Origin of the sequence: Serratia plymuthica, assembly GCF_018336935.1 — a bacterium.
Lineage (GTDB): Bacteria > Pseudomonadota > Gammaproteobacteria > Enterobacterales > Enterobacteriaceae > Serratia > Serratia plymuthica_B.
The window spans coordinates 429,028-441,433 of sequence record NZ_CP068771.1 but is presented as its reverse complement, the minus strand read 5'-3'; the positions used below and the strand labels follow the sequence as shown (position 1 = coordinate 441,433).

Here is a 12,406-nt window from a genome sequence, read left to right as displayed (position 1 = left end):
AATGCGATAGCAGAAAAACCAAATGACAGAACAAAAAAACAACCTGAAGGCACTTTTGCAGTGGATCATACTGCTTAATGGCCGGCACTTGCGGGTATCACTTTGTGAGCTTTTTTTCGATGTCATGCAGCAAAGTATGCAACATCGCCGTATCCCGTTGTGGCAGCGCACCCAGCCGCTGATGCAGCCAATCGCGCAATTTTTGGTCATCGCCGACCCCCAGCGCGCCCAATAATCCTTCGGCGCGCTGACGTAACGCGCGCAATTGCCCCTCGTTGGCCATCGTCTCCTGCGGCGCCCTGACGCTCATCAGTTCCGACAACTGGTAGCAATACACCATGACCGCCTGACCGAGATTCAGCGAAGGGTAGTCCGCCTGCATAGGTACGCCGGTCAGCAGATCGGCCAGTTCCAGCTCTTCATTGGTCAGGCCGGAATCTTCGCGACCAAACACCAGCGCAGCCTGGTTCACCCACTGGCTGCGCTCGCCCAACTGCCCCAACAGTTGCTGCGGCGTACAGTAATAATGGAAACGCGCACGGCTGCGGGCCGTGGTGGCTACGGTGAAGTCCACGTCCGCCAACGCCTGTGCCAGAGTGGGGTAAGTTTGCACGCCGTCGAGGATATCCCCCGCTCCATGAGCGACCCAGCGCGCGGCGGGTTGCAGATGCGCTTCGCTGTCGACGATGCGCAACGAGGTGAATCCCATGGTTTTCATCGCCCGCGCCGCTGCGCCGACGTTTTCCGGCCGTGCCGGAGCCACTAAAACAATATGAAGCTGCATCAATACTCCACAGAAAGAGGAATCGCGAGTTTTTGACTGTTCAGGACAGTCTGATTATATTTACAACTGCGCAACAAAAATCCCGGCAATTGCTACAGAAATGTGTAAATGGGTTATTGAACAGATAAATTGAGTGTAATAGATATTATTACTACTTATCTTTTACTCTTCTTATTAATCAATACGTTAAAATAATGCCTTCATCAATAAGCCCATAATTGTAACCCATTAAGCGCAACAATGCTGAATCGTAGACAGAATTTGTGGTCCTGTGACTTAAGCTGGCAGTTCTGTAAGTGTTTTTCACAAAACTGTTAACGTGCTACAATTGAATTTGATATATGTCAACAAAGCGTAGTTTTGTTGGGTGATGAATTCGGCACGCACTGTTATATTGCTGTTAATAGGGTTAGGATAACCGCCGTTTTGGCACCTTTGGGGCGTAGGGAATAGCCGCCCCACCAAGCTAGCGATCTTGTTGACATTAGATGGAAAGTGCATCAAGAACGAGTTTACGTACTTTAGTCATTTGGTAAGAGGGAACGTGAGCGCTATCTCTGCCCTCGTCTAAGAAAACAAAGACTTCTGTACTTCCTATTTTCTATTTTGTTGGCAATTTTAGGTAGCAAATATGCAGACCCCGCACATTCTGATTGTCGAAGACGAGTTAGTCACTCGTAACACCCTGAAGAGCATTTTCGAGGCGGAAGGCTACGTTGTTCATGAAGCCAATGATGGTGCAGAGATGCACAACATCCTGTCTGAAAATGATATCAATCTGGTTATCATGGACATTAATCTGCCAGGCAAAAATGGCCTGCTGCTGGCGCGTGAACTGCGCGAACAGGCCAGCGTTGCGCTGATGTTCCTGACCGGCCGCGATAATGAAGTGGATAAGATCCTCGGATTGGAAATCGGCGCTGATGACTACATCACCAAGCCGTTCAATCCTCGCGAATTGACCATTCGCGCACGTAATCTGCTGTCCCGAACCATGAACCTGGGCAGCGTCGGCGAAGAACGTCGACTGGTAGAAAGCTATAAATTCAACGGTTGGGAGTTGGACATCAACAGCCGCTCACTGATCAGCCCGGCGGGCGAGCAGTACAAGCTGCCGCGCAGCGAATTCCGCGCCATGCTGCACTTCTGCGAAAACCCGGGCAAGATCCAATCCCGTGGCGAGCTGCTGAAAAAAATGACCGGCCGTGAGCTGAAACCGCATGACCGTACCGTAGACGTGACCATTCGCCGTATCCGCAAGCACTTCGAATCCACCCCGGATACGCCGGAAATCATCGCCACCATTCACGGTGAAGGCTACCGTTTCTGCGGCGATCTGGAAGAGTAATTCCTCCCGTTCTAAAAACATCAGGGGTTCAATTGAACCCCTGATTTTATTTTGCCTCACCCCAAGGGATGATTGGCACCGCGCTCAGCGCATTCTTCGGTGAACCATCCACCACACGGTCTGAATAGCTCAGATAAATCAGCGCATTGCGGGTAGCATCGTAGAAACGCACCACCTGCAGCTTTTTGAATACCAGCGACGTCCTTTTTTGGAACACCACCGTCCCTTCCGCCTTGCCGTTTTTAATTTTATCGTTCAGGGTAATCGGCCCCACCTGTTGGCAGGAAATAGCCGCATCTGCGGTATCTTCCGCTAATCCCAGGCCGCCTTTGATGCCGCCGGTTTTTGCCCGACTGATATAACAAGTTACATTTTTAACATCCGGATCGTCGAACGCTTCCACCACAATTTTGTGGTCCGGACCAAAGAGTTTAAATACCGTATCGACCGATCCCACCTGTTCGGCCTGCGCGCTATTTACCGTTGCGCAAACTAAACCAAACAAAAATATCCATCCTTTTTTCATTCACTTAACTCCAACGGCTACCGCCTGAAAAAACAGGCTCAGCGATCAATATTGTTTATGTTATAGGTCACAGAATCGGGATTTTTCTGGTCCGCACCGATCTTTTTAGCACAGAGCGTGAAAAAAATCTTTGGGAGTCTCGGAGGAAAAAAATTGCTATTATGCGGCGTCGTTATTTCTTTGCGCCCGTTTAAGGTGTGTCCCTGTCCAACTCTTGCGCAACGTGCTGCAAGAAGCAAAGAGTGCTACGCAAAATGGCTCATGGATTGGTCTGATAGCGCAAGCACCTGCGTAATGAATAAACACCACCCTAAAGCTCTACGAGGAAGATCTATGGATCAAGCCGGTATCATTCGTGATCTGCTTAGCTGGCTGGAAAGCCATTTGGACCAACCTTTGTCGCTGGACAACGTGGCGGCAAAAGCGGGCTACTCTAAATGGCATCTGCAACGGATGTTCAAAGATATTACCGGTAACGCCATCGGCGCTTATATCCGGGCAAGACGACTGTCTAAAGCTGCGGTGGCGCTGCGTTTAACCAGCCGACCGATTTTGGATATCGCCTTGCAGTATCGCTTCGACTCGCAGCAGACTTTCACTCGCGCATTTAAAAAACAGTTTGCGCAAACGCCGGCATTGTACCGCCGTGCCGAAGACTGGAACGCGTTCGGCATCTGCCCGCCAATCCGCCTGGGCGCCTTCACCCTGCCGCAGCCGGAATTCGTCACCCTGGCGGAACAGCACCTGATTGGCCTGACACAGAGCTATTCCTGCACGCTGGAACAAATTTCCAATTTCCGTACCGAGCTGCGCTCGCAGTTCTGGCGCCAATATCTGGGCGAAGCCGAGACGCTGCCACCGGTGCTCTACGGGCTGCACCACTCCCGCCCGAGCCAGGAAAAGGACGACGAGCAGGAAGTGCTGTACACCACGGCGCTGGAACCGCACCACGTGCCGGAGAAAGTCCAGGAAGGCCAGCCGGTGGTGTTGCAGGGCGGCGAGTACGCGATGTTCAGCTATGAAGGACCGGCCTCTGGCCTGCAGGACTTTATTCTGACGCTGTATGGCACCTGCCTGCCGGCGCTCAAACTGACGCGCCGCAAAGGGCACGACATCGAGCGCTTTTATCCCAAGGGTGACCGCCGGCCACCCCAGCCGCCGACCGAGATCAACTGCGACTACCTGATCCCGATCCGCCGTTAACGCTGCAGTTCGTCCAGCGCGGGCATGTCCAGATGCGTGACATCGCCCGCCGTTTCCACGATCCAGCCGGAAGCCAACCACGGGCTCTGCTGATGATCAACGCGCGACAACGAACAGTTACGCAAACGCAGGCGGCGCTCGGCATAGGCCGGCAACCCAAGCACAGTGCTGATCAGGCAGCCCAGCGCAATACCGTGGCTGACAATCAGCGGTTTACTGCCTTCAGGCAGCATCAGGCAACTTTCCAATGAGGCGCGCATGCGTTCACCCAGCTCGTTCATGGATTCACCTTGAGGGATACGGCCGTCAGCAGTGCCATCGACCATCTGTTTGCGCCACTGTTCTTCCTGCGGCGTCAGGCTGTCGATCAGACGTTCTTCCAGCACCCCCATATGCAATTCGCGCAAACGCGGATCGCTAATCACTTCGCAGCCGCAGGCTTCTGCGATGATTTGCGCGGTGCGGCGGGTACGCCCGAGATCGCTGGTAATAACGTGCGTGATGCCCTCTTTACTGACACGCCGGGCAACCAGATGCGCCTGATGTTCACCTTTGGCGGTTAACGGGCTGTCGGACTGGCCCTGGATACGGCGAGCCGCATTCCATTCCGTTTCGCCGTGGCGAACGAGGTATACCTGTAACATTTTGCTTTTCCGTTATACTGCGTGAAACCTGAGTTTATCTTCGTCAAAAGCGGCTTGCGCAAGCTTCTGACGCAGTGAATAGGCTCTTAGCTTAAGGATGCCAAACCCGTTATGTATCATGTTGTCGCTGCAACTACCAACCCGGCAAAGATCAAGGCTATTCAACTGGCCTTCGATGACACCTTTGGCGCGGACCAATGTCGCATTGAATCTGTCGACGTCGCCAGCGGCGTCTCGCTGCAACCGATAGGCAATCACGAAACCCGTACCGGCGCGCGCCAACGCGTGATGGAAGCCCGTCAGGTTCGCCCGGAGGCCGACTTTTGGGTCGGCGTGGAGGCAGGCATAGAAGAAAATATGACCTTCGCCTGGATGACGGTGGAAAGCCCACAGACCCGTGGCGAATCGCGCTCAGCCAGCCTGATGCTGCCGGAGACAATTTTACAGGGAATTCGCGCCGGCCGCGAACTGGGCACGGAGATGGCGGCCATCACCGGCAATATCGACGTAAAGCGCCAGGGTGGCGCTATCGGCATCTTTACCGATGGGCGATTGAGCCGCACCAGCGTTTATCATCAGGCTCTGCTGCTGGCATTGGTGCCTTTTCACAATCCTGTCTACCAAAGCCACAACGGCACGCCGAATAAATAACCGCTACCGGGCGCGGCGCTACTGCGCATCGCCCAGTAACTGTTGCTCCAGCCACTGTTTCAACGCCGGCGTCGCCGCTTTCAGGCTGTTCGAACCGCGTGTGATGGTGGCAATCCCCGCACCCAGTTCATTCTTCAGCTCGCGCTGGCTCATCTCACCGCGCATCAGCTCCTGAATAATCCGTACCCGCGTGCCTAAAGCCGTACGCTCATCCGGTGTCAGCAACAGTTGCATCAGCGGCTGGTGCAACTCCTGAGCGAACGAATTTTGCAGCAGCGCGACAAAGCGCAGCCAATCCTCATTACCTTGTTCAGAAAGAGCCGGATCGTTAAGCGATAATTGCGTCATGGCAAGCCACCATACTATTTAACTAGTACAGCAGCATACCATAGCGCCGTCAAAATCAATAACGTCTCTGCCACTCGGCATCGGTCAATACCTTGGCCGGGCGGTGCATCAAATAACGGTAAAACGCGTCGTAAGCCAACACGTTCTTCACGTAGGAACGGGTCTCCGAGAACGGGATGCTTTCAACAAAAGCCACCGCATCGACACGCCCTTCGCTGTTGCCCAACCAGGTATTCACCCGCGATGGGCCGGCGTTATAGGCTGCCGACGACAGGATACGGTTACGGCCAAACTGCTGGTAAACGTACTCCAGGTAACTGGTGCCGATAGTAATATTGGTGCGCGGATCAAGCAGTTGGCTCGGGCTTGAGTAACCGGGAATATTGTACATTTGCACGGTATGTTGCGCGGTCCGCGGCATCACCTGCATCAGGCCGCTGGCCCCCACCGGCGACTGGGCCTTCGGGTTCCAGGCGCTCTCCTGGCGAGCAATCGCCATGGCGTAGCTCGGCGTGATGCCCTTGTCATCGGTAGCGCTGCGGAACTCTTGCGACCAGGCCACCGGGAAGCGCTCCTCGATGTGATCCCACAGCTTGCCGACGATGGTCGCCTGCACGCTGAGATCGGCCCATTTCTGCTCGAAGGCGAAACGCGCCAGCGCTTCCTGTTCAGGCCGGCTGCGGCTGGCAACGAACGAGGTCCACTCGCTGCGCGCCAGGTTATCCATGTTCCAGTACATCAGTTCACGTACGCGGGCGATTTCCGGCCCGTCCACCAGCGAGGCGCGGGGTTTTGCCGCCACCGCCACCATGACCGGGTACGGCTTATTCAGTTTCTGCGCCGCCACCATAGGGTAGAAACCGCGTTCGTTCATCAGGCTGCGCAGCATCTCTTCACCCTCGCTGCGTTTGCCCTCATCCAGCAAGATACTCGCGCGCCAGTAACGCCATTCGTCTTTATCGCGCGATTCTGCCGGCAGGCGCGAAAGCCAGGTGGCCACCCCCTGACGATCGCCGTTGCCCAGCGCCATGCGCACACGGCGTTCCAGCAACGTCGGAGACTGGCTGCGCAGGATCACCTTATCGCGCCACTGGGTCTGCTCGAAGGTGGCATCGCTGCCCATCAGGCGCCACGCCACCGCCTCTTCCAACCCCAACCGCTCGCTGTCGCTCATTTTCTGCAGACGAGCGATACTCGGGATCATCGCGCGGGCGTTTTCCGCATCCTGGCGCGCCAGCCGCTCGAAAGCGATACCGGTCGCCGCACGGGTAAAGTCGGTCGGCCCGACGCTGCGGGCAAAAGCCTCTACGGTGGCGGGATCGTTTTGCAGGCGCACCAGCGCATCACCCATGGTCTGATATTCTGACGGCAACTGGCGATAGAGGCTGTTAACCAGACTGCTGTTGCCCTCTTTTAACGCCAGCTTCATGCGTTCCAGAGTATTCAGCGGCGTTTGTTTGCCGGCACCCTGCCAGACGTTGAACAGTTTATCGCAGGCGCCCGGCAGCGTTTTACCGCTCATCCAGAGATCGTCCGCGCCGCTCCAGGCCGCCTGTTGATCGCCGGTAGCCCATTTGGCGTAGTAGTAGTTACAGCGCGCCGCGACCGGTTTGGGGGCCTGCGGACTGAAAGCCAACAGAGTGCGCCAGTCTTCACGACGCGCCAATTCATTGACAAAACGAGGCGCCAGCGACTTGGCGGGTGGCAGCGTCGGGTGCTGCTTGATAAAGTCATTCACCTCGGAGAAGCCGGCCTGGCTGAGATCCTGCGTCAGTTCGCGGTATTCCAGATAAGGATAAAGCGGGTAATCACGCAGCGTCGGCATCAGTTGCGCCACGACATCCATCTGATTGCTGTCCCACGCCTGCTTGATTTGCAGGTAGCGCTGACGCTGTGCGTCGAGAGAGTCCGCCAGCGCCGCGCCCGAGAATGCCGTCAGGCACAGCCCCACGGCCAACAGCCGCCATTTGTCTACCTTGACCATACTTACTCTTTCCTCGCTGGTTGTGTTGCCGGAACCCTTTCCCTCCCCTTGCCGCGCTGCGCCAGCGGTCAAGGCCCGGAGAAACCGGCTCTTCGAGTGTTTCGCGCCCTGAAGTGGAATGCACGTCAGAGCAAAAAGTGTGCTGAGCGATAAGCTCAGGCATCTACCATAGACAGCGCAATTGCCTATCCATTCAACTACTGTAGAAGAAGAAGTTTATCGTCATGAGGGATGCCAGGTAAAAAACGTTTACCCTGGCTGACAAATTAAATAAAGGTGTCGCATAAATCGCCGCACTGCCGCCCAATCCCGCTTTCTTTGCCGAAAACGCCTGGCAAACACCCCGGGCCGTTTTTATACTGTTAAAAAAAGATAGGATAAATCCGAGAAAACGGCACATAAAGCGCGCAACAGCGATATCTTATAATACAATCCGCGCCAATTATGGGTTAGATAGTGTTCATCACACAGTGCAATTGATAGTGCTTAGTATTACGTTTACCCCTTCGGTTGGGTCAGGTTTTTCATTGTTAGATCACCGCTACCGTACTGCGGATGTTGGCAGGAATGGCAGATGAAGATGGCAAAAAATGCCGTGATGATAGCAACCAGTACAGAAAGCTCATTCACGAGCTTCGTTTGCGCACGTCTGGGTAGCGACCGCCTATTCTCACTCATTATGGCCTTACTGTTGGCGTTTCCGGGAATGGCTCGCTCCGACACGGGCAATGTCTATCAGAATCGCACTCATGCCGTCACCACCGTCGTGGTCGGCATCATCAGCTATGCCCGCTGGCCCAGTAAACCCAACCCCATCCGCCTGTGCGTAACGGCGCCGACCCAATATGCCGAAGGCCTGTTCGACCCTATTTTGCTGAGCGCTCCCCGGCCGATCAAAGCCACGCGAGTGCCCTTTGACAGCCCTGTGCTGAGCACCGGTTGCGACGTAATTTATTTGGGCAATATCAACGCCGGCCAGAAACAAAACTTTATGCAGCGCATCCAGGGTCATTCCATTCTCAGTATCAGCGAGAACGACGGCGAATGCTCTGCCGGCAGCGCTTTTTGCCTGCAGATTGACGGCGACCAGGCCAGTTTCAAAGTGAACCTGGACGCTCTGGCGCGCAGCGGCGTTCGCGTTCATCCTAACGTGCTGCAGCTGGCGCGAAAACAGGCGCCGCCGCTATGATCTGGTTGCGCAAGAACCGTTCCGGGCACTCGCGGCCTACGTTGGGCCGGGTACTGCAACGAGCCAATCTCGGGTTGGCGCTGATTGCCGTCGGCACCGCCGGGATATTCTTGACGCTGGTGGCGCTGTTCGCGCTGCGCGCCTACGCCAACCACAACCTGCACCTTATTGCGCGATCCATCAGCTATACCGTGGAAGCCGCGGTGGTGTTCGGAGATCGCCCCTACATTCGCGAGGCGATGGTACTGATCGCCTCCAAAGAAGAGGTGTCGGAAGCCAAAATCCTGGACAACAGCGGTAACGTGCTGGCCAGTTGGCATCGTCCCAAGGATGGCCCGCTGCACGGCATGGAGCAGATTGTCGCCCACTGGGCGCTGCCGGAGCCGGTGGTCTTGCCGATCACCCACGAGAGCAAGCAGGTCGGCAAGGTCTGGCTGAGCGGCAACGGCGGCAGCCTGCTGCGCTTTCTGTTACGGGGTATACTGGGCATGATCGCCTGCCTGGTACTCAGTACCCTGTGCGCACTGGTTCTTTCCCGCCGTATGCTGCAAGGCATAGTCAGTTCGCTGGATGATATCGCCAACGTGGCGCATGCGGTGCGACGCGAGCGCACTTTCGGGCTGCGGGTACCGTCGGCGCCGATTGCCGAACTGCACGAACTGAGCAACGACTTCAACGGCCTGCTCGATGAGCTGGAGGCCTGGCAGGCGCACCTGAAACAGGAAAATGATTCGCTGACCCACAGGGCGACCCACGACAGCCTGACCGGATTGCCGAATCGCGCCTTTTTTGAAGGCCGGCTGAGCCGTGCACTGGGCGACATTAAACCGACAGAAAAGCTTGCGGTGTTGTTTATCGACGGCGATCGCTTCAAGGAGGTGAATGACAGTTACGGCCACGCCGCCGGTGACGCGGTGCTGACCACCATTGCCGGGCGCATTCGCGCGCAACTGCGTGAAAGCGATCTGGTCGCGCGTTTAGGCGGCGATGAGTTCGCCGTGCTGTTGGCGCCGGTTCACAGTACGGAAGATGTGCTGCAAATTGCCGACAACATTATCGACTGCATGACCCAACCGGTAATTTTGCCGAACGACGAGGCGGTGACGACCTCTCTGAGTATCGGTATTGCGCTTTACCCTGAACATGCACTAACGCCTCAGGGTCTTTTGCACGAAGCTGACGATGCGATGTATCAGGCAAAGCATCGTTATAACGGAGGCTGGCGGCTGGCAATACAGAAATAAAGCCCCAGCGATACCCAAAATACTTGGCGTTGCATCAAGGCGGCCAGAGTGGGAATCCCCAGGAGCTTACCGAAGTGAGTGACTGGGGCGAGCGCTCGCAGCCAACACAGATGCAGCGTCAAGGATGGCGGGTATATAAAATTAAAACCAGGGATTTGATTATGATACAGCAAACACTAAAAAACCGTTTCTCACTGCTGGCGATAATGTTTGTCGCCCTGCTCGCCCTTGCCGGGTGCCAGAGCAAACCGCAGGGCCTGACGCCCGAGCAGGTCGCGTTGTTGCAGTCTCAAGGGTTCAAACTGACGGATAACGGCTGGGAATTCGGCCTCTCCGACAAGGTATTGTTCGGCAACAACATCGGCAAACTGAACCCGGAAAGCACCGAAACGGTCCAGAAAATGGGCCGCGCGCTGATGAGCGTCGGTATCACCAAGTTCCGTCTGGATGGTCATACGGATAACTACGGTGAAGACAGCTACAACGACCAGCTTTCGCTGCGCCGCGCCAATGCAGTGGCCGATTTGCTGGCCAGCGTAGGCATCCCGCGCGCCAATATCGAAACTCGCGGCATGGGCAAGCTCGATCCGGTCGCCGATAACCGCACCTCCAGCGGCCGCGCGGAAAACCGCCGCGTCGCGATCGTCGTCACACCTTAATCTGTCCTTTATGCGCCGGTTAAAGGCGCATAAAGGGTTATACTTAGCGATCGCTGATGATGTCTGGGATCCGTGTTCGAAACGGGCTACACTCCGCAGCCAGACATCCTATAAAAACTGATATAGAGAGGCTAGAGCAACGTGGCTCAATACGTCTATACCATGCATCGCGTCGGCAAAGTGGTTCCGCCGAAGCGTCACATCCTGAAAAATATCTCCCTGAGCTTCTTCCCTGGCGCCAAAATTGGCGTGCTGGGCCTGAACGGTTCCGGTAAATCTACCCTGCTGCGCATTATGGCCGGTATCGATACCGATATCGAAGGCGAAGCGCGCCCACAACCGGGGATTAAAATCGGCTACCTGCCGCAGGAACCGCAACTGAACCTGGAGCACAGCGTTCGCGAATCGGTTGAAGAAGCGATGGCGGAAGTCGTCGGCGCCCTCAAGCGACTTGATGAAGTGTACGCGCTGTACGCTGAAGAAGGCGCCGACTTCGACAAGTTGGCCGCTGAACAGGGCCGCCTGGAAGAGATCATTCAGGCCCACGATGGCCACAACCTCAACACCCAGTTGGAGCGTGCCGCCGATGCCTTGCGCCTGCCGGAGTGGGACGCAAAAATCGCCAACCTTTCCGGTGGTGAGCGCCGCCGCGTAGCGCTGTGCCGCCTGCTGCTGGAAAAACCGGACATGCTGTTGCTGGACGAACCGACCAACCACCTGGATGCCGAATCCGTGGCCTGGCTGGAACGCTTCCTGCACGACTTCGAAGGGACCGTAGTGGCGATCACCCACGACCGTTACTTCCTTGATAACGTGGCCGGCTGGATCCTCGAGCTGGACCGTGGCGAAGGCATTCCGTGGGAAGGCAACTACTCTTCCTGGCTGGAGCAGAAAGACGCTCGTCTGGCACAGGAAGCCTCAACCGAAGCCGCTCGCCGCAAGTCGATCGAGAAAGAGCTGGAGTGGGTACGCCAGGGCGCCAAGGGCCGTCAGTCTAAAGGCAAGGCCCGTCTGGCACGCTTTGAAGAGCTTAACAGCACCGAATACCAGAAACGTAACGAAACCAACGAACTCTTTATCCCACCTGGCACCCGCCTGGGCGATAAAGTGGTTGAAGTTAACAACCTGCGTAAATCCTACGGCGACCGCCTGCTGATTGACGATCTGTCATTCGCCGTACCTAAGGGCGCGATTGTCGGCATCATCGGTCCGAACGGCGCGGGTAAATCCACGCTGTTCCGCATGATGTCCGGCCAGGAGCAGCCTGATTCCGGCAGCATCGTGCTGGGCGATACCGTCAAGCTGGCTTCCGTCGATCAGTTCCGCGACAGCATGGATAACGCCAAAACCGTGTGGGAAGAAGTGTCCGGCGGCCAGGACATCATGCGCGTGGGCAATACCGAAATGCCAAGCCGTGCCTATGTCGGCCGCTTTAACTTCAAGGGCGTCGATCAGGGCAAACGCGTGGGCGAGCTGTCCGGTGGTGAGCGTGGCCGTCTGCATCTGGCCAAGCTGCTGCAGGTTGGCGGCAACGTGCTGCTGCTCGATGAACCGACCAACGACCTAGATATCGAAACCCTGCGCGCGCTGGAAAACGCCCTGCTGGAGTTCCCGGGCTGCGCGATGGTCATCTCGCATGACCGTTGGTTCCTTGACCGTATTGCCACTCACATTCTGGACTATCAGGATGAAGGCAAGGTGGAGTTCTTCGAAGGCAACTTTACCGAATACGAAGAGTACAAAAAGCGTACTCTGGGTGCCGATGCGCTGGAACCTCGCCGTATCAAGTACAAGAAAGTCACCAAGTAACATCAGGTTGGCACTCT

The 12,406-nt window shown here is 56.1% G+C and carries 12 protein-coding genes; 7 read left to right on the top strand and 5 right to left on the bottom strand.

The annotated features are described in order from the left end of the window. Positions 1-97: 97 nt before the first annotated feature. The gene (locus JK621_RS02105) at positions 98-784 is read right to left on the bottom strand and encodes a tRNA/rRNA methyltransferase (RefSeq protein WP_212558448.1); all 687 of its coding nucleotides are present in this window, start codon (positions 782-784) and stop codon (positions 98-100) included. A 631-nt stretch (positions 785-1,415) separates the two neighbouring features. On the opposite strand from JK621_RS02105, the gene arcA reads away from it, so the two are divergent. Further along, positions 1,416-2,132 (top strand): two-component system response regulator ArcA, encoded by a 717-nt coding sequence (arcA, locus tag JK621_RS02100; RefSeq protein ID WP_004949989.1) that lies wholly within the window; start codon positions 1,416-1,418, stop codon positions 2,130-2,132. Between the two features lie 46 nt (positions 2,133-2,178). On the opposite strand, the gene creA is transcribed toward arcA, so the two are convergent. After that, positions 2,179-2,658, bottom strand: coding sequence for a protein CreA (creA, locus tag JK621_RS02095; protein ID WP_126480137.1), 480 nt, complete (start codon positions 2,656-2,658; stop codon positions 2,179-2,181). A gap of 333 nt (positions 2,659-2,991) precedes the next feature. On the opposite strand from creA, the gene robA reads away from it, so the two are divergent. Then, positions 2,992-3,861, top strand: coding sequence for an MDR efflux pump AcrAB transcriptional activator RobA (gene robA / locus JK621_RS02090; RefSeq protein WP_212558447.1), 870 nt, complete (start codon positions 2,992-2,994; stop codon positions 3,859-3,861). On the opposite strand, the gene gpmB is transcribed toward robA, so the two are convergent. Continuing rightward, entirely contained in the window at positions 3,858-4,505 is a 648-nt protein-coding gene (gene gpmB / locus JK621_RS02085; protein WP_126527468.1) for a 2,3-diphosphoglycerate-dependent phosphoglycerate mutase GpmB, read from the bottom strand. The genes robA and gpmB overlap by 4 nt on opposite strands. 111 nt (positions 4,506-4,616) lie before the next feature. Between gpmB and yjjX the strand changes: the two genes are divergently transcribed. Further along, positions 4,617-5,156 carry an inosine/xanthosine triphosphatase gene (gene yjjX, locus JK621_RS02080; protein WP_212558446.1) on the top strand — a complete coding sequence of 180 codons (540 nt, stop codon included), beginning with the start codon at positions 4,617-4,619 and terminating at the stop codon, positions 5,154-5,156. Between the two features lie 18 nt (positions 5,157-5,174). On the opposite strand, the gene trpR is transcribed toward yjjX, so the two are convergent. Together trpR and sltY are read right to left on the bottom strand one after the other, a co-directional pair. Then, complete coding sequence (trpR, locus tag JK621_RS02075; protein ID WP_004949979.1) at positions 5,175-5,504, bottom strand: trp operon repressor; 330 nt, start codon at positions 5,502-5,504, stop codon at positions 5,175-5,177. Positions 5,505-5,559: 55 nt separating this feature from the next. Next, positions 5,560-7,488, bottom strand: a complete 1,929-nt coding sequence (sltY, locus tag JK621_RS02070) for a murein transglycosylase (RefSeq protein WP_212558445.1) — start codon at positions 7,486-7,488, stop codon at positions 5,560-5,562. Between the two features lie 574 nt (positions 7,489-8,062). Here sltY and JK621_RS02065 point away from each other — a divergent pair. The 4 genes from JK621_RS02065 to ettA all read left to right on the top strand — a co-directional run bounded on the left by JK621_RS02065 (position 8,063) and on the right by ettA (position 12,389). Next, complete coding sequence (locus JK621_RS02065; RefSeq protein WP_212558444.1) at positions 8,063-8,677, top strand: YfiR family protein; 615 nt, start codon at positions 8,063-8,065, stop codon at positions 8,675-8,677. After that, entirely contained in the window at positions 8,674-9,921 is a 1,248-nt protein-coding gene (locus JK621_RS02060; RefSeq protein ID WP_212558443.1) for a diguanylate cyclase domain-containing protein, read from the top strand. The genes JK621_RS02065 and JK621_RS02060 overlap by 4 nt, the downstream gene beginning before the upstream one ends. Before the next feature lie 161 nt (positions 9,922-10,082). Further along, positions 10,083-10,580, top strand: a complete 498-nt coding sequence (locus tag JK621_RS02055; protein WP_212558442.1) for an OmpA family protein — start codon at positions 10,083-10,085, stop codon at positions 10,578-10,580. A 141-nt stretch (positions 10,581-10,721) separates the two neighbouring features. Next, the gene (ettA, locus tag JK621_RS02050) at positions 10,722-12,389 is read left to right on the top strand and encodes an energy-dependent translational throttle protein EttA (protein WP_212558441.1); all 1,668 of its coding nucleotides are present in this window, start codon (positions 10,722-10,724) and stop codon (positions 12,387-12,389) included. The last annotated feature ends 17 nt before the right edge of the window (positions 12,390-12,406 follow it).

Coding starts and splice junctions, on each gene's coding strand:
- JK621_RS02105 (WP_212558448.1), bottom strand. CDS start 784: ATGCAGCTTCATATTGTTTTAGTGGCTCCGGCACGGCCGGAAAACGTC.
- arcA (WP_004949989.1), top strand. CDS start 1,416: ATGCAGACCCCGCACATTCTGATTGTCGAAGACGAGTTAGTCACTCGT.
- creA (WP_126480137.1), bottom strand. CDS start 2,658: ATGAAAAAAGGATGGATATTTTTGTTTGGTTTAGTTTGCGCAACGGTA.
- robA (WP_212558447.1), top strand. CDS start 2,992: ATGGATCAAGCCGGTATCATTCGTGATCTGCTTAGCTGGCTGGAAAGC.
- gpmB (WP_126527468.1), bottom strand. CDS start 4,505: ATGTTACAGGTATACCTCGTTCGCCACGGCGAAACGGAATGGAATGCG.
- yjjX (WP_212558446.1), top strand. CDS start 4,617: ATGTATCATGTTGTCGCTGCAACTACCAACCCGGCAAAGATCAAGGCT.
- trpR (WP_004949979.1), bottom strand. CDS start 5,504: ATGACGCAATTATCGCTTAACGATCCGGCTCTTTCTGAACAAGGTAAT.
- sltY (WP_212558445.1), bottom strand. CDS start 7,488: ATGGTCAAGGTAGACAAATGGCGGCTGTTGGCCGTGGGGCTGTGCCTG.
- JK621_RS02065 (WP_212558444.1), top strand. CDS start 8,063: ATGAAGATGGCAAAAAATGCCGTGATGATAGCAACCAGTACAGAAAGC.
- JK621_RS02060 (WP_212558443.1), top strand. CDS start 8,674: ATGATCTGGTTGCGCAAGAACCGTTCCGGGCACTCGCGGCCTACGTTG.
- JK621_RS02055 (WP_212558442.1), top strand. CDS start 10,083: ATGATACAGCAAACACTAAAAAACCGTTTCTCACTGCTGGCGATAATG.